This window comes from Pseudomonas fluorescens Q2-87, assembly GCF_000281895.1.
GTDB classification, from domain to species: domain Bacteria; phylum Pseudomonadota; class Gammaproteobacteria; order Pseudomonadales; family Pseudomonadaceae; genus Aquipseudomonas; species Aquipseudomonas fluorescens_S.
The window spans coordinates 2,289,502-2,310,871 of the sequence record NZ_CM001558.1; the positions used below are offsets into that span (position 1 = coordinate 2,289,502).

The window sequence follows — 21,370 nt, forward strand, 5'->3', positions numbered from 1 at the left end:
GGCTATCGGTAGCACTTGTGCCAGACATGCAAGTACTCCGGCCATCGCCCGTCGATGAGCAAAGAATAATGAAAACAGTGGAGCGGACATGACCAGATCAACAGTGACTGAGCGCGACGGATTGTTCGAGCTTGAAGCCGGCAACGACGTCCTCGACAGCCCCCGTTATAACCACGATATCGCGCCGACCAAGGTGCACGAGCGAACCTGGAACAAATGGCACATCACCGCGTTGTGGGTGGGCATGGCGATCTGCGTGCCGACCTACACCCTCGGTGGCGTGCTCACGGCCTATTTCGGCCTGACGGTGGGCGAGGCGCTGCTGGCGATCCTGTTCGCCAATATCATCGTGTTGATTCCCCTGACCCTGAACGCTTTTGCCGGGACCAAGTACGGCATTCCGTTTCCGGTGCTGTTGCGTTCGTCCTTCGGTGTCATTGGCTCGAATGTGCCGTGCCTGATCCGCGCGCTGGTGGCGTGTGGCTGGTTCGGCATCCAGACCATGTTCGGAGGATTGGCGATCCACTTGTTCCTGGGCTCGGTGTTTGAAGGCTGGAAGAGCCTGGGCGGCACCGGTGAAGTGATTGGCTTCATGGTGTTCTGGGTCATTAACCTGTGGGTGGTGTTGCGCGGTGCCGAATCGATCAAGTGGCTGGAAACCTTGTCCGCGCCGCTGCTGGTGCTGGTGGGGGCCGGCCTGTTGGTATGGGCGTTGCCCAATGTCTCCCTGACCGAACTGATGGCGGTCCCGGCCAAGCGTCCTGAAGGCGCCGGGGTGACCAGCTACTTCCTCGCCGGGCTGACGGCCATGGTCGGTTTCTGGGCGACCCTGTCGTTGAACATTCCTGACTTCAGCCGTTATGCCAAGAGCCAGAAGGACCAGATCGTGGGGCAGATCATCGGCCTGCCATTAACCATGTTCCTGTTCGCCTCCCTTGGCGTGGTCATGACCGCCGCCTCGGAAAAACTGGTGGGGGTGACGGTCTCCGATCCAGTGACCTTGATCGGACATATCCAGAGCCCGGTCTGGGTGGCGCTGGCGATGGTGCTGATCATCGTCGCCACGCTTTCGACCAATACCGCCGCCAATATCGTCTCACCCACCAACGACTTCCAGAACCTGGCGCCCAAACTGATCGGCCGCACCAAGGCCGTGATACTCACCGGGCTGGTGGGATTGGCGCTGATGGCCCACGAACTGCTGAAGAAACTCGGCCTGATCGTGTCCGAGGTCAGCCTTGAGTCGGTTTATTCCAACTGGCTGCTGGGCTATTCGAGTTTGCTGGGGCCGATTGCCGGGATCATGGTGGTGGATTATTTCCTGATCAAGAAACAGCAACTGGACCTGGCCGGCTTGTACCGCGATGACGTGTATCCGGCGTGGAACTGGAACGGCTTCATCGCCTTTGGCGTACCGGTGGTGCTGACGCTGTTGTCCCTGGGCAGCGATGCGTTCAGCTGGTTCTACAGCTACGGCTGGTTCACCGGCTCGGCGCTGGGCGGGGTGATTTATTACGGGTTGTGCAGTTTGCAGGGCGCCAGTCCCGCCGTCGTTAAATCACCCCTGCAATAACAGATGGATGCGGTCGAATGTGGGAGCGGGCTTGCTCGCGAATGCGGTGGGTCAGCCAGCAGTGATGTCGACTGACCCACCGCATTCGCGAGCAAGCCCGCTCCCACACTGAACCGCGTTGAGATTGAGATAACTGGTTTAAGGAGATCCCCATGAACGCTGCCATCGACGTCCTACAGTCCACCCTCCCGCACATCAACCGCGACCGCCTGTGGCAATCGCTCATGGACCTGGCGCAGCTCGGGGCCACGGTCAAGGGCGGGGTGTGCCGGCTGGCCCTGACCGACCTGGACCGCCAGGCCCGGGATCTGTTCGTGCAATGGACCGAGGCGGCCGGCTGCACGGTCAGCATCGATGCGGTGGGCAATATCTTCGCCCGCCGCCCGGGACGCAATCCGAACCTGCCGCCGGTGATGACCGGCAGCCACATCGACACCCAGCCCACCGGCGGCAAGTTCGATGGTTGCTTTGGCGTGCTGTCCGGGCTGGAAGTGTTGCGCACCCTCAATGACCTGAACATCGAAACCGAAGCACCGCTTGAAGTGGTGGTGTGGACCAACGAAGAAGGCTCGCGCTTCGCCCCATGCATGATGGGCTCCGGCGTGTTCGCGGAAAAATTCACCCTTGAGGAAACCCTGGCCAAGACCGACGCCGAAGGCATCACGGTGGGGCAGGCGTTGAACGCCATCGGCTATGCTGGCCCGCGCCCGGTCAGTGGCCATGCGGTGGGCGCCTATTTCGAGGCGCACATCGAACAGGGGCCGATCCTCGAAGACGAGGGCAAGACCATCGGCGTGGTGATGGGCGCGCTGGGGCAGAAATGGTTCGACCTGACCTTGCGTGGCGTCGAAGCCCACGCCGGCCCGACCCCGATGCACCTGCGCAAGGACGCCCTGGTGGGGGCCTCGATCATCGTCGGCGCCGTCAATCGCGCCGCCCTCGGCCATCAACCCCATGCCTGCGGCACGGTCGGTTGCCTGCAGGCCTATCCGGGGTCGCGCAATGTCATCCCTGGCGAAGTGCGCATGACCCTGGACTTCCGTCATCTGGAACCGGCGCGGCTGGACTCGATGATTGCCGAGGTCAAGCAGATGATCGAAGACACCTGCCGGCAACATGGCCTGACCTATGAACTGAAACCCACCGCCGACTTCCCGCCGCTGTATTTTGACAAAGGCTGCGTCGACGCCGTGCGCGGCGCTGCCCAGGGGTTGGGCCTGTCGCATCTGGACATCGTCAGCGGTGCCGGTCATGACGCAATTTTCCTCGCCGAACTGGGCCCGGCCGGCATGATCTTCGTACCCTGCGAGGGCGGTATCAGCCACAACGAAATCGAAAACGCCGCCCCCGACGACCTTGCCGCCGGCTGCGCGGTGCTGTTGCGCGCCATGCTCGCCGCCTCCCAGGCCATTGCCGAGGGGCGCATGGCGGCATGAATGGCGCGCTGCACTAACGTCACCCCATGTGGTCGTAACCCTCAACGCATCCATGCTTGAAAGGCACTGACCACATGGAGACCCAATGAACCAAGACGTCCCCAATACAGATACCAATCGCCGTCAATTGCTGCAGATCATCGCCGGGCTGTCGGACGGGGTGATGTTGATCGAAGTCGACCAGACCATTGCCTGGGCCAATGAAGCCGCCCTGGCCATGCACGGTGTCCAGGACATCAGTGAGCTGGGCGCCAATGCCAAGCAATACGCCCGCCGTTTCAACCTGCGCTATCGCAACAATCACCCGCTGACGGAGGATAACTACCCAATTGCCCGGGTCGCCCGTGGCGATGAGTTCAGCGATATCCTGGTGGAGGTGACGCCCGAGGCCGATCCGGATCGCACCTGGGTCCACCGGATCCGCAGCATGGTGTTGAGCGATCGCGGGGGCGAACCGGAATATCTCGTGCTGATTCTCAGTGACGCCACTGAATGGGCCAGCGCCGAACAGCGGTTCGAAAAGACCTTCGGCGCCAATCCGGCGCCGGCAGTGATTTGCCGTCTCAGCGACCTGCGCTACATCAAGGTCAACCAGGGTTTCCTGGAAATGACGGGCTACAGCCGCGACCAGGTGATCGGCCGTTCGGTGTATGAACTGGACGTGCTCGAAGCTGCGGAAAAACGTGACCTGGCCGTCGAGCGCCTGGGGCAGGGCGCGACCATCCCGCAAATGCAGGCCGAGCTTAAACTGCCCGATGGCGGGAGCAAGCAAGTGATTGTCGCCGGCCAGCCCCTGGACCTGCAGGACGAGGACTGCATGCTGTTTTCCTTCATGGACATGGAGCCGCGCCGCAAGGCTGAAACGGCGCTGCGCCAGAGCGAAGAGCGCTTTGCCAAGTCGTTCCGCCTGTCACCCGTACCGACCCTGGTGTGCAACGCCGAACAGCAGTTGATGGAAGTCAACGAAGCTTTTCTGCATACCACCGGTTATGCCAGCGAAGAACTGTTGGGCAAAACCGTGGAGGAAATCGGCTTTCTCGATAAGGATGCCAGGGACACGCTATTCGCCAGGCTGGAAAAGACTGCGGCTCTTTCAAAGCTCGACGTCAAGGTGCAAAAGAAGGAGGGGGAACTTATCGACTGCGAAGTCGCTGCCGATACGGTGCTGATCGAGGACAAGCCTTGTTACCTGCTAGTGTTGATGAACATCACCGAGCGCAAGCGCTCGGAGCTGGAGCTGGTGGCGGCTATCGAGGAGGTGATGAAGGATGCTTCCTGGTTCAGTCGGACCCTGATCGAGAAACTGGCCAACGTCAAAAGCATCAATGCCCAGGTGCCCAGTGCCTCGTTCACTGAATTGACGGCTCGGGAGCGCGACGTGCTGGGCCTGATTTGCCAGGGGCTGGCCGACAAGGAGATCGCCGCGCGCTTGAAGTTGGCACCCAATACGGTACGCAACCATGTGGCGACGCTGTATTCGAAACTGGACGTTCATAGCCGCAGCGAGGCGATTGTCTGGGCTCGGGAGCGCGGGTTGTTCGCCAATGAATGGCGGATGAAGGCACCATGATAGCCAGTGCAAATGCACCTGGCATGCTGGTGCAAATTCGGGTTCTGCGTGTGGGTCGGGGTCCTTAGGCTGTCAGGGTGCGATATCGCTACGGATGTCGCGTCCCCATGAAACAGTCAAGGAATACGCCACAATGTGCATCGAACCCCGTAAGTGCGAGATCGACAGGACGTCCATGCCTGCCCGGAAGTGGACGCTGTCCACCGTTCATTTGCGCCTTCGCAGCTGAGGTGCAACCCATGACTCATCTGGCACCCTTGCGCACCCGCCTCGAAGAAAGCTTTACGCCGCTGGCCTGTGAATGCAGCCTCAACGGCGACGGCACCCTCACCGTACGCCTCTATCACCGCGAAAGCGGCGAAGTGGACCTGGTGGTGAGCGGCATGAGCCTGGACAGCGTCCGCTCCGATGAAAGCATTGCCAAGCTGATCGACGAGCTGCGCTACGAGCTGAAAAACACCCCGCTGCATCGTTCCGAGCCCTGAGAATCCAGAATGGTTTGACAAGTAACCCTGTGTTCCTACGAGCCGGCCGTCACAACAATGTTGGCCGGCAATCGAGCGCCAGCCGCGCGCCGCCGTATTCACTGCTGTCCACTTCCAGCGTAAAGCCGTGCAAATTGACAATCGCCGCGACGATCGACAGGCCCAGGCCGAATCCGCCGTGCTGGCTGCTGCCCTCGGCGCGGTAGAAACGACGAAACACGGCCTTGCGCTCTGTCTCGGGAATGCCGGGGCCGGAATCGAGTACTTCGATGCGCGTGCTGTCACCCTGATCGACCCCCCGCAGAATCACACGGCCCCCCGTCGGGGTGAACTTGATCGAATTGCTCAGCAGGTTCGACACGGCCTCGAACAGCAGCGCCCTGTCGCCATTGAGCAGGGGCAGGCTGTCAGGTACTTCCAGCACGAAGGTCAATTCGCGCTCCTCGGCCAGCGGCAGGTAGAAATCATGCAGCTCCAGCAATAACTGCAAGGGATCGAGGCGCACGAAACCCGAGCGTCGTTGCTGGTCTTCCAGTTCGGAAATGCGCAGCAAGCCACGAAACCGCGCCATCAGGGTATCGGTCTCGGCAATCACCTGGTCCATCTGCAACGCCTCGGGCGAGCCGTCCGCAGCTTCTTGCTGGATGCGGTACAACTGAGCGCGCAAGCGGGTCAGGGGCGTGCGCAGGTCATGGGCAATGTTGTCGCACACGCCCTTGACCTCGTTCATCAAGCGTTCGATGCGATCGAGCATGGCATTGACGATCGCCGCCAGCATGTCCAATTCATCGCGCCGGCTCGACAGTGGCAGGCGATGGGTCAGGTCTCCGGCGACGATGGCCTCGGCACTGGCCTGCAACTGGCGAATACGTTGCAGCGGGCGACGGCGCAGCAGGTGCCAGCCGGCAATGCCCGGGAGGATCGTCAGCGACACGCCCCAGAACAACGCGTGGAGGATGATGCGTGTCACGGCGAACAGCGAGCCGTTGTCCCGCGCCAGGACCAGCCAGCGTCCGTCCTGGGTCCGGGTGGCCACTGCATCACAACTGTCGGAAGGCACGCTGGGGTCATCGGAATCGATACAACCGCCGAGCATATGAATCTTGCCGTCCAGCGGCAGGTCCCCAGGGATTTGCTGGATCGGGCCGCTCAGGTGGCGCAGTTGCGGATCGAACAGGCCATAGGCATCGACGCCGCGCTCGTCCAGCGTCAGGCTGGCCATGAGCGCATCGTCCAGTTGTTCGCCATGGATCCGCGCGAACAGATGCTGGCGTTGCATCAGGGAGTGCTTGGCCAGGCTGTCGAGGTAGCCGAACACTTCGTAGTACATCACCCCCATCAGGATCGCGCTCCAGATCACGAACAGTGAACTGTACAGCGCGAGCAAGCGGCTGCTGGAGGAGCGCCAGCCCTTAGCGGGGTTCAGCAATGACATAGCCGGAACCCCGCACGGTGCGAATCAGCGGGTCCAGGCCTGGCGGGTCGATCTTCTTGCGCAGGCGGCCGATGTGGACGTCGATCAGGTTGGTGCCGGGGTCGAAGTGGTAGCCCCAGACTTCTTCGAAAATCATCATGCGCGACAGAATCTGACCGCTGTTGCGCATCAGGAACTCGAGCAGCTTGTATTCGGTGGGCAGCAGGCTGAGCAACTGGCCGTTGCGGCTGGCTTCGCGGCTGATCAGGTTCAGTTCGAGGTCAGCCACCCGCAGGACGGTTTCCGGTTCCCGGGCACCGTTGTTGCGCCGAAGCAGCACTTCGACCCGGGCGGCCATTTCGTCGGTGGCGAACGGCTTGGTCAGGTAATCGTCGCCACCGGCCCGCAGGCCGCGGACCCGCTCGTCGACATCGGAAAGGGCGCTGATCATCAGGATCGGCGTGGCCACGCCCATGGTCCGCAGCGTGGTGACGATCACCAGGCCGTCGAGCTCGGGCAGCATGCGGTCGAGGGTGATCAGGTCGTAGTCACCGCTTACCGCGCGTTCCAGGCCCTCGCGGCCATTGTCGACCCAGTCGACGTCCAGGCCGTTGCGGGTCAGCTCGGCGACGATTTCACGGGCGGTCACGGCGTCGTCTTCAATGGTCAGGATGCGGTTCATGGGCGGTACCGTGTTGGGAAGTTGGAGCTATTGCGCTGCATTCTGCCAAAGAATACCTGTCGGCTTTCTGAAAAAAAGTTCATGGGCCGGCAAGCGGATTCACTGGCCTGGATCAACACTTGGTCACAAATAATCCCTAACATCCATTTCGTGCGCACTACTATGTTGCGTCTGTCGCCCTGCGTTGGCGCATCGCCGCTACCGGGAACCGATGCAAACCGAAGGGCGTGCCGCAAGGAGCCGAAGCCCCTCTGAACCTTCAAGGAAGAGCAGCATGATTCAACCTCAAGAACTTCTGTGCCGCAAATTTGATATCCAGCCCTTGGCACGGGCCGACATGACGGTGCGCCTGGATGGGCAGGCCGTCAACGCCGCCCAGGGTGAAACCGTCCTCTCTGTCATCCAGTCCCTGGGGCAACGCCAGGTGGCTCGCAACGATCACGACCAGATCAGCGGCGCCTATTGCGGCATGGGCGTATGCCAGTGCTGCCTGGTCAGGATCGACGGACGCCACAAGCGCCGCGCCTGCCAGACCCTGGTTCGTCCCGGCATGCAGATCGAAACCCGTGCCAACCGCATCACCGGGACGGAGGCGCCATGAACCTCGATCCGGTCATTGTCGGCGGTGGGCCGGCGGGTATGGCGGCGGCCATTGAGCTGGCCAGCCACGGAGTACGCAGCACCTTGCTCGAGGAAGCGCCGCGCCTGGGTGGCGTCGTGTATCGCGGACCGCTGCGCGATGGCGTGAACCTGGATTACCTGGGGCCGCGCTACAACGAAGCCCTGGACAAACTTCACGGCACGTTCCAGCGCCACGCTGCCTTGATCGACGTGCGCACGAGCAGCCGTGTCGTCGGTGCCGAGGGGTTCCGGGCATTGATGTTGCTGGACGCCGACGAGCGCCTGCGTGAGATTGCCTATTCCCACCTGGTCCTGGCCGCCGGTTGTCATGAACGCAGCGTGCCGTTTCCGGGCTGGACGCTGCCGGGCGTAATGATGCTTGGTGGCCTGCAATTGCAGATCAAGAGTGGGGCGGTCAAGCCGCCGGGGCCGGTAGTGATCGCTGGCACCGGGCCGTTGCTGCCATTGGTGGCTTGCCAGCTGCACGCTGCGGGCGTGGCGGTGGCCGGGGTCTACGAGGCCTGCACGTTCGGCAGGATCGCCAAGGAAAGCCTGGCGCTGTTGAACAAACCGCAGTTGTTTCTCGACGGCTTGAGCATGCTGGCCTATCTCAAGCTCAATCGAATTCCCATGCGCTACGGCTGGGGCGTCGTGCAGGCTGACGGTGAAGGGGAGTTGAGTATCGTCACCGTGGCGCCATATTCCACTGCCTGGGTGCCCGATCTCAAGCGCGCCGAACAGGTGCCGGCCCAGACCCTGGCGGTTGGCTACGGGTTTATCCCGCGCACTCAATTGAGCCAGCAGATGGGTCTGGAGCATGGCTTCAGCGAGGACGGCTATTTGCGGGCCGTGGCCGATGCCTGGCAGCAGAGCAGCGAGGCGCATATCCACCTCGCCGGTGACATGGGCGGGATTCGTGGTGGAGAGGCCGCCATGTTGAGCGGACGTATCGCGGCGCTGTCGGTGCTGATGCAACGCAACGTACTGGATTCGTCCACCGCCCTTGAGCACCGCGAGCGGTACCAGGCGCAGCTTGACCGAATTGTCCGCTTCCGCGCTGCCGTGGATCGCTACACCCAGCGTGGCGCCGGGCAAACCGCATTGCCGGCCGCCGATACGGTGATCTGCCGCTGCGAGCACGCCACTCGCGCCGACATCGACCGCGCCTTGGAACAGGGCGTGCAGGACATGGCCAGCCTGAAGATGCGCACCCGCGTGAGCATGGGCGATTGCCAAGGGCGGATGTGCGTCGGTTATTGCAGCGACCGGTTGCGCGAAGCCACGGGACGTGCCGATGTCGGCTGGCTGCGGCCACGCTTTCCCATCGATCCGATTCCCTTCTCAGCTTTCCAGAACGTTGGCTCGGAGGCTATTTCCCATGACCCAGCACTATGACGTGATCATCGCCGGTGGCGGTGTGATCGGGGCCTCCTGTGCCTATCAACTGTCCAAGCGCACGCACCTGAAAATCGCCCTGATCGACGCCAAGCGGCCCGGCAACGCCACCCGCGCTTCGGCCGGCGGCTTGTGGGCTATCGGCGAGTCCGTGGGCTTGGGTTGCGGGGTGATTTTCTTTCGCATGATGTCCGCCGACCGCAAGCGCAAGACCCAGGGCAGCGCCGTGGCGGTGGATGCCAGCACGCCACATATCCTGCCCCAGTCCTTCTTCGATTTCGCCCTTCAGTCCAACGCCATGTATCCCCAGTTGCACCGTGAGCTGCTGGAAAACCATGGGATGGACTGCAAGTTCGAGCGGACCGGGCTCAAGTTCGTGATTTACGACGACGAGGATCGTTTGTACGCCGAGCACATTGTCGCGTGCATCCCGCACCTGGCGGACCAGGTGCGCTGGCTGGACCAGGCCGCCTTGCGCGAGGCCGAGCCGAGTGTCAGCCATGAGGCCCGCGGTGCGCTGGAGTTTCTCTGTGACCATCAGGTCAGCCCGTTTCGCCTGGCTGATGCCTACACCGAAGGCGCGCGGCAGAACGGTGTCGATATTTTCTTCAACACCAACGTCACCGAGGTCTTGCGCGAGGGCACGCGGGTCACGGGCGTGGAAACCGCCGAGGCGGGGACTTTCCATTGCCGGACGCTGATCAACGCCGCCGGCGCTTGGGCGGCGGACCTGAGCGAGCAGGCCACCGGCGTGCGGATCCCGGTCAAGCCGGTCAAGGGCCAGATCCTGCTGACCGAACGCATGCCGAAAATCCTCAACGGCTGCCTGACCACCAGCGACTGCTACGTGGCGCAGAAAGACAATGGCGAAATCCTCATCGGCAGCACCACCGAAGACAAGGGATTCGACGTGACCACCACCTACCCCGAGATCGAAGGGCTGGTGCAAGGCGCGGTGCGCTGTATCCCGCAATTGGCTGACATCAACCTGAAACGCACCTGGGCCGGCCTGCGTCCGGGCTCTCCCGATGAGTTGCCGATCCTGGGGCCGATGTGCGGCGTGGAAGGCTACCTCAACGCCTGCGGCCATTTCCGCACCGGCATCCTGACCTCGGCCATCACCGGAGTGCTGCTGGACAAACTGGTGAACAACGAACCGCTGCCGCTGGACATCACACCTTTCCTGGCGGATCGCTTCGAAGTCGCACCGATGGCCGTCGGACCGAAGGAAGTGGAACTGGCCTGAAGGGACCCAATGAAGGACCTGAGGTGAACACAATCCCACAGTCATCCGCAAATGGACTGTGGGGTCGTGCACGAATCTGCCCAACAGCCACCGTCACCCGTGGCGAGGGAGCTTGCTCCCGCTGGGGCGCGAAGCGGCCCTGAGACCTGGCGACCCGGTGTGTCAGGCAATTGATTGGGGCTGCTGCGCTGCCCAGCGGGAGCAAGCGCCCTCGCCACAAGGGCGAGGGTGAGTCCAGCCTGCCGATCAGTTTCATCGCTTTTCCTTCAGCGGTTGGTTACAGGGTGGGACGAGGCGTTAATCCTCGAACCCTACCTGTTCATGAATTTCATCGACCTTGAGCTCCAGCCGGTACGCCACGGCGATGAACAATGCCTGGCACAAGCACAGGGTGGCGCTCAAGGAACGGAAGGCGAACGAACTGCCCTCGTTCACCAGCAGCACCGCATTGGCCCGCTTGGCCAGGGGTGACAGGTTGCTGTCGGTGATAATCAACGTCTTGGCCTGGTGGTGCTGGGCGATGCGCAGGCAGTGCTGGGTTTCCTTGCCGTAGGGTGTGAAGCTGATGGCGATGACCAGGTCGTTGGCCCGCACGCTGCGCATCTGCTCCCGATAGCTGCCGCCCAGGCCGGACACCAGGTGGATGCGCTTGTTGGTGTGCTGCAGGTTGTAGACCAGGTAATCGGCGACGGCGAACGAGCGGCGTACACCCACTACATAGATGTTGTCGGCGTTGACCACCAGGTCCACGGCTTTCTCGAACGCCTGGTCATCCAGTTCCAATCCCAGGCGCTCGATGCCCGACAGGGTCGCATTGACGCATTCACGGGCCAAGTCGCCGCCGCTGGCTTTCTGCGACTTGTTGGCGATCATGCTGCGGATGCGCTGCTGGTAGTTCTGTACCGGCGTGGTCTTGTGGGTATAGGCCTCGCGAAACAGCGCCTGCATTTCGCTGAAACCGCTGAAGCCGAAGCGTTGGGAGAACCGCACGATGGCTGACGGATGTACTTCGCATTCCCGGGCAATGTCGCTGATGCGATCGACCATGATCCGATCACTTTGCTGGCTCATGTAGCTGGCGATGCGCTTGAGTTGGCGCGGCAGGCTTTCGTATTCGTCGGTGATCAGTTGCAGCAGGCGCTCGGCATTGATCGGTGGGCTCGGGAGGGCGGGTTCGGACGCGCTCTCGGACGGCGCCGTCAGATCATCGGGGCGGGTCATAGAAAATCCTTCTGGCTTGTTCTTATAGGGCGGCCCCGAAAAAGGCTCGCCCTCGACAATAGGTTGGCTGGTCGCAGTCTACAGCGTAGGCGCAGGGAACATCAGGGGTGGACAACGTTGCAGTGATTGCTGAAACGATGCACTGCGCCTGGGTCGGTTAACTCATAGCGTATTGGAAAAAATATTCCACGTAAAAAATTTATAGAATAATTATTGATTATTGGCCGCTGCTCGTTTTAGTCTGCATCCACCAAGAGCGTTGACGCCGGTTTCGGCGATAAACGCAGGCTGATAAAAATAACAGGAGCCAGCATGGGCCAGACTCGTTTTGCCAGTGGGCGTCAATTGGATGTGATCTGCCTGGGACGCCTGGGCGTCGACCTTTACGCGCAGCAAGTCGGGGCGCGCCTGGAAGATGTGTCGAGCTTCGCCAAGTACCTGGGCGGTTCGTCGGCCAACATCGCCTTCGGCACGGCGCGACTTGGGCTCAAGTCGGCAATGTTGAGCCGCGTGGGCGATGACCACATGGGGCGCTTCCTGGTCGAGTCGCTGGCTCGCGAGGGTTGCGATGTGCGTGGCATCAAGACCGATCCAGAGCGCCTGACCGCCATGGTCCTGCTAGGCATCAAGGACCGCGAAACCTTCCCCCTGGTGTTCTACCGGGAAAATTGCGCCGACATGGCCCTGCGCGCCGAAGACATCGACGAAACCTTCATTGCCTCCAGCAAGGCCCTGCTGATTACCGGCACGCATTTCTCCACCGAAAGTGTCTACAAAGCCAGCACCCAAGCCCTGGAATACGCCGAGAAACACAACGTCAAGCGTGTGCTGGACATTGACTATCGTCCAGTGCTCTGGGGCCTGGCAGGCAAGGCCGATGGGGAAACCCGTTTTGTCGCCGATCAGAAAGTCAGCCAGCACGTGCAAAGCATCCTGCCGCGTTTTGACCTGATCGTCGGCACCGAAGAAGAATTCCTGATTGCCGGCGGCAGTGAAGACCTGCTGACGGCGCTGCGCACGGTGCGTTCGCTGACGGCGGCGACGCTGGTGGTCAAGCTCGGCCCGCAAGGCTGCACAGTGATTCACGGCGCCATTCCGACTCGGCTGGAGGACGGCGCCCTTTACCCTGGCGTACGGGTCGAAGTTTTGAATGTGCTGGGCGCTGGCGATGCGTTCATGTCAGGGTTCCTCGCCGGGTGGCTGGAGGACGCCAGCGATGAGCGCTGCTGCCAATTGGCCAATGCCTGCGGTGGCCTGGTGGTGTCGCGTCATGCCTGCGCGCCGGCGATGCCGACCCGTGCCGAACTCGACTATTTATTCAAGAGCCCGGTGCCGATCACCCGACCGGACCAGGACGCCGTGTTGCAGCGGCTGCATCAGGTCAGCGTGCCGCGCAAAACCTGGAAGCAGCTGTTCATCTTCGCCTTCGACCATCGCTGGCAACTGGTGGAACTGGCCCAGAAGGGCGGTCGCGACCTGAGTTGCATTGGCGAGCTCAAGCAATTATTCATCAAGGCGGTGGAGCGGGTCGAAGCTGATTTGCAGCATCAGGGCGTCGAGGCGGATGTGGGGCTGCTGGCCGACCAACGCTTCGGCCAGGATTCGCTGAACGCCGCCACCGGGCGCGGCTGGTGGGTGGCGCGGCCGGTGGAAGTGCAGAATTCGCGGCCCCTGGCGTTCGAACACGGACGCTCGATCGGCAGCAATCTGATCGCCTGGCCCCAAGAGCAGATCATCAAATGCCTGGTGCAATTTCACCCCGACGACGAGCCGCTGCTGCGCCTGGAACAGGAAGCGCAGTTGATGGGCCTGTACAAGGCTTCCCAGGTCAGCGGCCACGAATTGCTCCTGGAAGTCATACCGCCCAAGGATCACCCATCACCACACCCGGACGTGCTGTATCGCGCCCTCAAGCGCCTCTACAACCTGGGCATCTACCCGGCGTGGTGGAAGATCGAAGCCCAGAGTGCGGACGAATGGAAACAACTCGATGAGCTGATCCAGCAGCGCGATCCGTATTGCCGAGGCGTCGTTTTGCTGGGGCTCAACGCTCCGGCTGCGGCCCTGGCCGAAGGGTTCCGCCAGGCCAGCCAGAGCAGCACCTGTCGCGGGTTTGCCGTGGGCCGCACGATCTTCCAGGAGCCGAGCCGGGCCTGGCTCGCCGGGGAAATCGATGATGAAACCTTGATCCAGCAGGTGCAGGGCCGGTTTGTGGACTTGATCGAAGCGTGGCGCAGTGCCCGTGCTTGATGAGTTAACGCAAATCCAATGTGGGAGCGGGCTTGCTCGCGAAAGCGGTGTGTCAGGCGACATCAATGTTGAATATGCCGCCGCTTTCGCGAGCAAGCCCGCTCCCACAAGTGTCCAGCGTCGTTCTTCCTGATTTGTAAAAACAATAAAGGTGCAGCCCATGCCCGCTATTCGAATTGGCATCAACCCGATTTCCTGGAGCAACGACGACTTGCCATCGTTGGGTGGCGAGACGCCGCTGAGTACTGCGCTGAGCGAAGGCAAGGCCATCGGCTATGAAGGTTTCGAACTCAACGGCAAGTTTCCCAAGGACGCCAAGGGCGTCGGCGATGTGCTGCGTCCGTATGACCTGGCGCTGGTTTCCGGCTGGTACTCCAGTCGCCTGGCCCGGCGCTCGGCCGCCGAGGAAATCGACGCGATTGCCAGCCACGTCGAGCTGTTGGCGCAGAACGGCGCCAAGGTATTGGTTTACGGTGAAGTAGCGGACTCCATTCAGGGCCAGCGTATTGCACTGGTCGAGCGGCCACGTTTCCACACGGACGAAGCCTGGCAGGTCTACGCCGATAAGCTCACCGAACTGGCGCGCTTCACCTTGTCCCGGGGCGTGCGCCTGGCCTATCACCACCACATGGGCGCCTACGTCGAATCGCCGTCGGACATCGACAAACTGATGGCGCTGACCGGCAGCGAAGTGGGCCTGCTGTTCGATTCGGGCCATTGCTACATGGGCGGTGGAGAACCGTTGCAGGTGCTGCGCAAACACATCGAGCGCGTTTGCCATGTGCACTTCAAGGACGTGCGCAAGGCCGTGGTGCAGCTGGCGCGCAACAACCTCTGGAGCTTCCCCGACTGCATCATCAACGGCACCTTCACCGTGCCTGGGGACGGCGACATTGATTTCGCCGCATTGCTGGACGTCCTTCTGGCCGCCCACTACCAAGGCTGGTTGGTCGTCGAAGCCGAGCAGGACCCCGCGGTGGCGCCGAGTTATGCCTACGCCAAGAAAGGCTACGACACTTTGCGCGCCCTGTTGCAAGAAAGGAGCTTGTCATGAGTCTGTTGATCAAGAGTCAGCCCAGCGGCCGGACCATGGTCCAGCTGCCTGCCGGTGAACTGGAATACGTCGGTTTCACCGCCTACCGCCTGAGCCTGGGCGAAACCCTGCCGGTGGCCGCCGCCGACAAGGAAGTGTGCCTGGTGCTGCTCAGTGGGCGCATCAACCTCAAGGGCGAAGCACCGGGGCAGGGCGCCTTCGATTGGGACAACCTCGGTGATCGCCAGTCGGTGTTCGAGGACAAATCACCCTATGCCGCCTACCTGCCGCCGGGCAGCCAGGCCCAGGTGACCGCCCTGAGCGACGTGCAGATTGCCGTATGTGCCGCGCCGGGTTCGGCGCAAAACGAATACGGCCCGCGCTTGATCCGGCCCGACAGCATGAAGCGCAGCGTGCGCGGCAAGGGCGCCAATACTCGTTATGTCTGCGACATCCTGCCCGACAGCGAACCGGCCCATTCGCTGCTGGTGGTGGAGGTGCGCACGCCGTCGGGGCATTCGTCGAGCTACCCGCCCCACAAACACGACACCGACGACCTGCCGCACCAGAGCTTCCTGGAGGAAACCTATTACCATCAGGTCAACCCGTCCCAGGGCTTCGTGTTCCAGCGGGTCTACACCGACGACCGCAGCATCGACCAGGCCATGGCCGTGGAGAACAGCGACCTGGTGGTGGTGCCCAAGGGGTATCACCCGGTCAGCGTGCCCTACGGGTACGAGTCGTATTACCTGAACGTCATGGCCGGCCCGAAGCGGGTCTGGCAGTTCCATAACGACCCGCAGCACAGTTGGCTGCTGGACCTCTGATTTGCACCCATTCCCATGGAGAACAAGAACAATGAGTGACGCCCCGGTAGTAGGCCATTACATCAACGGCCGCGTGCAGGACAGCGACAGCGTGCGCTTGAGCAATGTCTTCAACCCGGCCACCGGTGCGGTGCAGGCCCGGGTCGCCCTGGCCGAGCCGAGTACCGTCGAGGCAGCGGTGGCTTCGGCGCTGGCGGCGTTCCCGGCCTGGTCCGAGCAGTCGTCCTTGCGCCGCTCGCGGGTGATGTTCAAGTTCAAGGAATTGCTCGACCGTCACCACGACGAACTGGCGCTGATCATCAGCCGCGAACACGGCAAGGTGCTGTCCGACGCCCATGGCGAGGTCACCCGGGGCATCGAGATCGTCGAGTACGCCTGCGGTGCGCCGAACCTGCTCAAGACCGATTTCAGCGACAACATCGGCGGCGGTATCGATAACTGGAACCTGCGCCAGCCATTAGGCGTTTGCGCCGGTGTCACACCGTTCAATTTCCCGGTGATGGTGCCGCTGTGGATGATTCCCCTGGCACTGGTGGCTGGCAACTGCTTCATTCTCAAACCTTCGGAGCGCGACCCGTCCGCCAGTTTGCTGATGGCTCGTCTGCTGACTGAAGCTGGCTTGCCCGACGGTGTATTCAACGTGGTCCAGGGTGACAAAGGGGCGGTGGATGCGCTGTTGCAACACCCGGACATCGAGGCGATTTCCTTCGTCGGCTCCACGCCCATCGCCGAATACATCCACCAGCAGGGCACGGCGCACGGCAAGCGCGTCCAGGCCTTGGGCGGGGCCAAGAACCACATGATCGTCATGCCCGACGCCGACCTCGACCAGGCGGCGGATGCCTTGATTGGCGCCGCCTACGGCTCGGCGGGCGAGCGTTGCATGGCGATCTCCATCGCTGTGGCGGTAGGGGACGTAGGCGATGAACTGATTGCTCGCTTGCTGCCACGCATCGATCAATTGAAGGTTGGCAATGGACAGCAGCCCGGAACCGATATGGGGCCGTTGGTGACCGCCGAACACAAGGCCAAGGTCGAAGGTTTCATCGATGCGGGCGTCGCCGAAGGGGCGCGACTGATTGTCGACGGCCGTGGCTTCAAGGTGCCAGGGGCCGAGCAGGGCTTTTTTGTCGGCGCCACGCTGTTCGACCAGGTCACTGCCGAGATGAGCATCTACCAGCAGGAGATTTTCGGCCCGGTGCTGGGCATCGTTCGCGTACCGGATTTCGCCAGCGCGGTGGCTTTGATCAACGCCCATGAGTTCGGCAACGGCGTGTCGTGCTTCACCCGCGACGGCGGTATCGCCCGGGCGTTCGCCCGCAGCATCAAGGTCGGCATGGTGGGCATCAATGTGCCGATTCCGGTGCCGATGGCCTGGCATTCCTTCGGCGGCTGGAAGCGCTCGTTGTTCGGCGATCACCATGCCTATGGCGAGGAAGGCCTGCGTTTCTACAGCCGCTACAAAAGCGTGATGCAACGCTGGCCCGACAGCATCGCCAAGGGTCCTGAATTCAGCATGCCGACTGCCCAATAACGCCTTTTTCGAATGACTGCCGGAGGGAAAACAACAATGAACAAGCCCCTGCGTTTTGCCTTGAACCGAATGGTTGCCCCGCGCCTGTCGCTGCCGGATTTTATCGACTTGGCGCTGGCGCTGAAAACCGATGCCATCGAGATTCGCAACGATCTCAAGGGCGTCGAGATTGAAGACGGCATGCCGCCGGCGCGCGTGCGTGAGTTGTGCGAGGAGCGCGGCATCAAGGTGCTGTCGATCAACGCCCTGTACCCCTTCGATGTGTGGAACGAAGAGCGCCGTGCCCAGGCCGTGCGGCTGGCCGACTACGCTCGCGAATGCGGCGCCGAAGGGCTGGTGATGTGCCCGCTCAACGACCGCGCCGATCCACGCAGCGAGGCCGAGCGTGCGGCGGGGCTGCGCACGGCGCTCAGCGAACTGGCGCCGATCCTGCGCGCCTTCGGCATCTACGGTTTCATCGAACCCCTGGGGTTCGAGGAGTGCTCGCTGCGCCATAAGCGCACGGCGGTGGATGCGATCGAAGCCGTCGGCGGGCTGGATGTGTTTCGCCTGGTGCATGACACCTTTCATCATCATTTGGCGGGCGAGCAGGCATTCTTTCCCGAGCTGACCGGGTTGGTGCATATCTCCGGCGTCGAGGATGCCCAGGCCCCCTTGGCGACCATTCGCGACGGACACCGGGTGCTGGTGGGCGAGGCTGACATCCTGGGCAATGCCAGGCAGATCGAGGCGTTGCTGGCCGGCGGGTATGAAGGTTACTTGTCCTTCGAACCGTTTGCCGAGAGCGTCCATGAACTGGCGGACATTCGCCAGGCGCTGGGGGCAAGCATGAGCCATCTGCAAAGCTCCCAGGCCTGACCCCGTTATCGACCTGATGAAGATCCCCTTGTGGGAGCGGGCTTGCTCGCGAAGGCGGCAGTACATCCAATATTGATGTTGACCGACATGCCGCTTTCGCGAGCAAGCCCGCTCCCACAGGGGATTTGAGACAGCCACCGAATTTGCATTCCAGACAAGGTGCAAGCATGACCACAACCCGACTGACCATGGCCCAGGCCTTGGTGAAATTCCTCGATAACCAATACATCGAGGTCGATGGCGTCCAAAGCAAATTCGTCGCCGGCGTCTTTACCATTTTCGGCCATGGCAACGTGCTGGGCGTGGGCCAGGCGCTGGAGCAGGACAGCGGCGACCTGGTGGTCCACCAGGGCCGCAACGAACAGGGCATGGCTCACGCGGCCATCGGTTTTGCCAAGCAGCACCTGCGCCGCAAGATCTACGCCTGCAGCTCGTCGGTTGGCCCTGGCGCGGCGAACATGCTGACCGCCGCTGCCACCGCGACGGCCAATCGTATCCCGCTGCTGCTGTTACCCGGCGACGTCTACGCCAGTCGCCAGCCGGACCCGGTGTTGCAGCAGATCGAACAGTTCCACGACCTGAGCATCAGCACCAACGATGCGTTCAAGGCCGTGAGCAAATACTGGGATCGCATCAACCGCCCCGAGCAATTGATGACCGCTGCAATCCATGCGATGCGCGTGCTGACCGACCCGGCCGAAACCGGTGCGGTGACTTTGGCGCTGCCCCAGGACGTGCAGGCCGAAGCCTACGATTACCCGGATTACTTCCTGCAAAAACGTGTCCACCGCATCGACCGCCGTCCGGCCACCGGGGCGATGCTCGGCGATGCCTTGGCGCTGCTCAAGGGTAAGCGCAAGCCGTTGATCATTTGTGGCGGCGGCGTGCGCTATTCCGGGGCCAATGCCGCGTTGCAGGCCTTCGCCGAACGTTTCGAGATTCCCTTCGCCGAGACGCAGGCTGGCAAGAGCGCCGTGGTGTCGAGCCATCCACTGAACGTCGGCGGTGTTGGCGAAACCGGGTGCCTGGCGGCGAACCTGCTGGCCAAGGAAGCGGACCTGATCATCGGCATCGGCACGCGCTATAGCGATTTCACCACCGCGTCGAAATGGCTGTTCCAACATCCTGATGTGCAATTCCTCAATCTCAACGTCAGCCCATGCGATGCCTTGAAGCTCGATGGCGTGCAACTGCTGGCCGATGCTCGTTCGGGCCTGGAGGCGTTGTCGGCCGCGATGGGCGACTATCGCGCCGAATGGGGCGGGCAGATCGCCGATGCCAAGACGCAACTGGACGCCGAAGTGGACCGGGTCTATCAGGCGGACTTCCAGGTCGAGGATTTTGTCCCGGAGATCAATGACCACATGGACCCGGCAGTGTTTCGTGAATTCATCGAACTCACCGGTTCCTGCCTGACCCAGAGCCGCGTACTGGGCACGCTCAACCAAACCTTGGCCGATGACGCCATCATCGTCGCCGCCGCCGGTAGCCTGCCCGGCGACTTGCAGCGCAGCTGGCGCAGCAAGGGCGTGGGCACCTATCACGTCGAGTACGGCTATTCGTGCATGGGCTATGAAGTGAACGCAGCCCTGGGCGTGAAACTCGCCGAGCCCGACAAGGAGGTGTATGCCCTGGTGGGCGATGGCTCCTACATGATGCTGCATTCGGAACTCGCGACCTCGATCCAGGAGCGCCGCAAGATCAACGTGGTGTTGCTGGACAACATGACGTTCGGTTGCATCAACAACCTGCAAATGGAACACGGCATGGACAGCTTCGGCACCGAGTTCCGCTTCCGCAACCCGGACACCGGCAAGCTCGACGGCGCCTTCGTGCCGGTGGACTTCGCCATGAGCGCCGCGGCCTACGGCTGCAAGACCTACAAGGTCAAGACCCTCGACGAACTGCACGCGGCCCTGGCCGATGCGCGGCGCCAGAGCGTCTCGACGCTGATCGACATCAAGGTGCTGCCCAAGACCATGATCCACAAATATCTGTCGTGGTGGCGGGTCGGCGTGGCGCAAGTCTCCACCAGCGCCCGCACCGATGCTGTCGCCAAGACCCTCAACGAACGACTGGCCAAGGCCCGTCAATATTGATTGCCCCAACACTACGAAAGGAGTTCCAAATGTCTTTGAAGCTGGGCGTCATCGGCACCGGGGCCATCGGCCAGGACCACATCCGTCGTTGCAGCCAGACCTTGCTCAACAGCCAAGTGGTGGCTGTGACCGACATCAATCTTGCCCAGGCGGCGAAGGTGGTGGCGGACTTGAAACTGACCGCCGAGGTCTACCCCGACGGCCACGCCTTGATCAAGGCGCCCGACGTGGAGGCGATCCTTGTCACCTCTTGGGGGCCGAGCCATGAGGAGTTCGTGCTGGCGGCGATAGCGGCTGGCAAACCGGTATTCTGCGAAAAGCCCCTGGCGGTGACAGCCGAAGGCTGCCGCAGGATCGTTCAGGCCGAAGTCGCCCAGGGCAAGCGCCTGGTGCAGGTCGGTTTCATGCGTCCTTATGATGAGGGCTACCGAGCGCTCAAATCAGTGATCGACAGCGGCCAGATCGGCGAACCGCTGATGCTGCATTGCGCCCACCGCAACCCCAGCGTGGGCGAAAACTACAAGACCGACATGGCGATCACCGACACCCTCATTCATGAGCTGGACGTGTTGCGCTGGCTGCTCGCCGATGATTACGTCTCGGTGCAAGTGGTCTTTCCGCGCAAGACCAGCAAGGCCTTGGCGCACCTGCGAGACCCACAAATCGTCCTTCTGGAAACCACCCGAGGCACCCGCATCGACGTAGAAGTGTTCGTCAACTGCCAGTACGGCTACGACATCCAGTGCGAAGTGGTGGGGGAGACCGGTATCGCCAAGCTTCCGGAACCGTCCCAGGTGCAACTGCGCAGTGGCGCCAAGCTGTCCAATGCGATCCTGATGGACTGGAAGGACCGCTTCATCGCGGCCTATGACGTGGAGTTGCAAGCTTTCATCGACGGCGTGCGCGCCGGGCAAGTGGGCGGACCGTCGGCCTGGGACGGCTTCGCCGCAGCGGTGGCGGCGGATGCCTGTATCGAGGCGCAGCAGAGTGGGCAGATCGTCAAGGTCCAATTGCCTGAACGCCCGCGTTTCTACGGCTAACATGGTCCTTCTGTGGGAGCGGGCTTGCTCGCGAAAGCGGACTGACATTCAACATTGATGTTGCCTGAAACACCGCTTTCGCGAGC

17 protein-coding genes are annotated in these 21,370 nt (G+C 62.1%); 14 read left to right on the top strand and 3 right to left on the bottom strand.

Annotated elements, in window-relative coordinates; genetic code table 11:
* Positions 1 to 88 precede the first annotated feature (88 nt).
* From PFLQ2_RS17280 to PFLQ2_RS17265, 4 genes are all read left to right on the top strand, one after another.
* Positions 89 to 1,573, top strand: coding sequence for an NCS1 family nucleobase:cation symporter-1 (locus tag PFLQ2_RS17280; RefSeq protein WP_003180493.1), 1,485 nt, complete (start codon positions 89 to 91; stop codon positions 1,571 to 1,573).
* Positions 1,574 to 1,725: 152 nt separating this feature from the next.
* Positions 1,726 to 3,009 (top strand): Zn-dependent hydrolase, encoded by a 1,284-nt coding sequence (locus PFLQ2_RS17275; RefSeq protein ID WP_003180494.1) that lies wholly within the window; start codon positions 1,726 to 1,728, stop codon positions 3,007 to 3,009.
* A gap of 85 nt (positions 3,010 to 3,094) precedes the next feature.
* On the top strand, positions 3,095 to 4,579 hold the full coding sequence (locus PFLQ2_RS17270) for a helix-turn-helix transcriptional regulator (RefSeq protein WP_003180497.1): 1,485 nt from the start codon (positions 3,095 to 3,097) through the stop codon (positions 4,577 to 4,579).
* Between the two features lie 239 nt (positions 4,580 to 4,818).
* Complete coding sequence (locus tag PFLQ2_RS17265; protein ID WP_003180498.1) at positions 4,819 to 5,064, top strand: DUF1652 domain-containing protein; 246 nt, start codon at positions 4,819 to 4,821, stop codon at positions 5,062 to 5,064.
* A gap of 49 nt (positions 5,065 to 5,113) precedes the next feature.
* On the opposite strand, the gene PFLQ2_RS17260 is transcribed toward PFLQ2_RS17265, so the two are convergent.
* Positions 5,114 to 6,499, bottom strand: a complete 1,386-nt coding sequence (locus PFLQ2_RS17260; protein ID WP_003180499.1) for a sensor histidine kinase — start codon at positions 6,497 to 6,499, stop codon at positions 5,114 to 5,116.
* On the bottom strand, positions 6,477 to 7,160 hold the full coding sequence (locus PFLQ2_RS17255; RefSeq protein WP_003180500.1) for a response regulator transcription factor: 684 nt from the start codon (positions 7,158 to 7,160) through the stop codon (positions 6,477 to 6,479). The genes PFLQ2_RS17260 and PFLQ2_RS17255 overlap by 23 nt, the downstream gene beginning before the upstream one ends.
* A gap of 274 nt (positions 7,161 to 7,434) precedes the next feature.
* Here PFLQ2_RS17255 and hcnA point away from each other — a divergent pair, with 274 nt between their 5' ends.
* From hcnA to hcnC, 3 genes are read left to right on the top strand one after another with little or no spacing between them, the layout of a single operon-like run.
* Positions 7,435 to 7,761 carry a cyanide-forming glycine dehydrogenase subunit HcnA gene (hcnA, locus tag PFLQ2_RS17250; protein WP_003180501.1) on the top strand — a complete coding sequence of 109 codons (327 nt, stop codon included), beginning with the start codon at positions 7,435 to 7,437 and terminating at the stop codon, positions 7,759 to 7,761.
* Positions 7,758 to 9,176 carry a cyanide-forming glycine dehydrogenase subunit HcnB gene (gene hcnB / locus PFLQ2_RS17245; protein ID WP_003180502.1) on the top strand — a complete coding sequence of 473 codons (1,419 nt, stop codon included), beginning with the start codon at positions 7,758 to 7,760 and terminating at the stop codon, positions 9,174 to 9,176. Before hcnA ends, hcnB begins: the two co-directional genes overlap by 4 nt.
* Positions 9,160 to 10,422: a cyanide-forming glycine dehydrogenase subunit HcnC gene (hcnC, locus tag PFLQ2_RS17240; RefSeq protein WP_003180503.1), complete on the top strand. Its 1,263-nt coding sequence runs from the start codon at positions 9,160 to 9,162 to the stop codon at positions 10,420 to 10,422. Before hcnB ends, hcnC begins: the two co-directional genes overlap by 17 nt.
* Before the next feature lie 297 nt (positions 10,423 to 10,719).
* Here hcnC and PFLQ2_RS17235 read toward each other — a convergent pair whose 3' ends face one another.
* Positions 10,720 to 11,643, bottom strand: coding sequence for a MurR/RpiR family transcriptional regulator (locus PFLQ2_RS17235; RefSeq protein WP_003180504.1), 924 nt, complete (start codon positions 11,641 to 11,643; stop codon positions 10,720 to 10,722).
* 312 nt (positions 11,644 to 11,955) lie between these two features.
* On the opposite strand from PFLQ2_RS17235, the gene PFLQ2_RS17230 reads away from it, so the two are divergent.
* The 7 genes from PFLQ2_RS17230 (at position 11,956) to PFLQ2_RS17200 (ending at position 21,284) form a co-directional block, all read left to right on the top strand.
* Positions 11,956 to 13,893, top strand: a complete 1,938-nt coding sequence (locus PFLQ2_RS17230) for a bifunctional 5-dehydro-2-deoxygluconokinase/5-dehydro-2-deoxyphosphogluconate aldolase (RefSeq protein WP_003180505.1) — start codon at positions 11,956 to 11,958, stop codon at positions 13,891 to 13,893.
* A gap of 160 nt (positions 13,894 to 14,053) precedes the next feature.
* The gene (gene iolE, locus PFLQ2_RS17225) at positions 14,054 to 14,947 is read left to right on the top strand and encodes a myo-inosose-2 dehydratase (RefSeq protein WP_003180506.1); all 894 of its coding nucleotides are present in this window, start codon (positions 14,054 to 14,056) and stop codon (positions 14,945 to 14,947) included.
* Positions 14,944 to 15,753: a 5-deoxy-glucuronate isomerase gene (iolB, locus tag PFLQ2_RS17220; RefSeq protein WP_003180507.1), complete on the top strand. Its 810-nt coding sequence runs from the start codon at positions 14,944 to 14,946 to the stop codon at positions 15,751 to 15,753. The genes iolE and iolB overlap by 4 nt, the downstream gene beginning before the upstream one ends.
* Before the next feature lie 31 nt (positions 15,754 to 15,784).
* Positions 15,785 to 17,287, top strand: coding sequence for a CoA-acylating methylmalonate-semialdehyde dehydrogenase (locus tag PFLQ2_RS17215; RefSeq protein ID WP_003180508.1), 1,503 nt, complete (start codon positions 15,785 to 15,787; stop codon positions 17,285 to 17,287).
* A gap of 36 nt (positions 17,288 to 17,323) precedes the next feature.
* On the top strand, positions 17,324 to 18,145 hold the full coding sequence (locus tag PFLQ2_RS17210) for a TIM barrel protein (protein ID WP_003180509.1): 822 nt from the start codon (positions 17,324 to 17,326) through the stop codon (positions 18,143 to 18,145).
* Between the two features lie 167 nt (positions 18,146 to 18,312).
* Positions 18,313 to 20,244, top strand: coding sequence for a 3D-(3,5/4)-trihydroxycyclohexane-1,2-dione acylhydrolase (decyclizing) (gene iolD, locus PFLQ2_RS17205; RefSeq protein WP_003180510.1), 1,932 nt, complete (start codon positions 18,313 to 18,315; stop codon positions 20,242 to 20,244).
* Positions 20,245 to 20,273: 29 nt separating this feature from the next.
* Positions 20,274 to 21,284: a Gfo/Idh/MocA family protein gene (locus tag PFLQ2_RS17200; RefSeq protein ID WP_003180511.1), complete on the top strand. Its 1,011-nt coding sequence runs from the start codon at positions 20,274 to 20,276 to the stop codon at positions 21,282 to 21,284.
* Positions 21,285 to 21,370 lie beyond the last annotated feature (86 nt).

Bases quoted from the DNA above. Each gene is read 5' to 3' on its own strand.
- PFLQ2_RS17280 (WP_003180493.1), top strand. From the start codon at position 89: ATGACCAGATCAACAGTGACTGAGCGCGACGGATTGTTCGAGCTTGAA.
- PFLQ2_RS17275 (WP_003180494.1), top strand. From the start codon at position 1,726: ATGAACGCTGCCATCGACGTCCTACAGTCCACCCTCCCGCACATCAAC.
- PFLQ2_RS17270 (WP_003180497.1), top strand. From the start codon at position 3,095: ATGAACCAAGACGTCCCCAATACAGATACCAATCGCCGTCAATTGCTG.
- PFLQ2_RS17265 (WP_003180498.1), top strand. From the start codon at position 4,819: ATGACTCATCTGGCACCCTTGCGCACCCGCCTCGAAGAAAGCTTTACG.
- PFLQ2_RS17260 (WP_003180499.1), bottom strand. From the start codon at position 6,499: ATGTCATTGCTGAACCCCGCTAAGGGCTGGCGCTCCTCCAGCAGCCGC.
- PFLQ2_RS17255 (WP_003180500.1), bottom strand. From the start codon at position 7,160: ATGAACCGCATCCTGACCATTGAAGACGACGCCGTGACCGCCCGTGAA.
- hcnA (WP_003180501.1), top strand. From the start codon at position 7,435: ATGATTCAACCTCAAGAACTTCTGTGCCGCAAATTTGATATCCAGCCC.
- hcnB (WP_003180502.1), top strand. From the start codon at position 7,758: ATGAACCTCGATCCGGTCATTGTCGGCGGTGGGCCGGCGGGTATGGCG.
- hcnC (WP_003180503.1), top strand. From the start codon at position 9,160: ATGACCCAGCACTATGACGTGATCATCGCCGGTGGCGGTGTGATCGGG.
- PFLQ2_RS17235 (WP_003180504.1), bottom strand. From the start codon at position 11,643: ATGACCCGCCCCGATGATCTGACGGCGCCGTCCGAGAGCGCGTCCGAA.
- PFLQ2_RS17230 (WP_003180505.1), top strand. From the start codon at position 11,956: ATGGGCCAGACTCGTTTTGCCAGTGGGCGTCAATTGGATGTGATCTGC.
- iolE (WP_003180506.1), top strand. From the start codon at position 14,054: ATGCCCGCTATTCGAATTGGCATCAACCCGATTTCCTGGAGCAACGAC.
- iolB (WP_003180507.1), top strand. From the start codon at position 14,944: ATGAGTCTGTTGATCAAGAGTCAGCCCAGCGGCCGGACCATGGTCCAG.
- PFLQ2_RS17215 (WP_003180508.1), top strand. From the start codon at position 15,785: ATGAGTGACGCCCCGGTAGTAGGCCATTACATCAACGGCCGCGTGCAG.
- PFLQ2_RS17210 (WP_003180509.1), top strand. From the start codon at position 17,324: ATGAACAAGCCCCTGCGTTTTGCCTTGAACCGAATGGTTGCCCCGCGC.
- iolD (WP_003180510.1), top strand. From the start codon at position 18,313: ATGACCACAACCCGACTGACCATGGCCCAGGCCTTGGTGAAATTCCTC.
- PFLQ2_RS17200 (WP_003180511.1), top strand. From the start codon at position 20,274: ATGTCTTTGAAGCTGGGCGTCATCGGCACCGGGGCCATCGGCCAGGAC.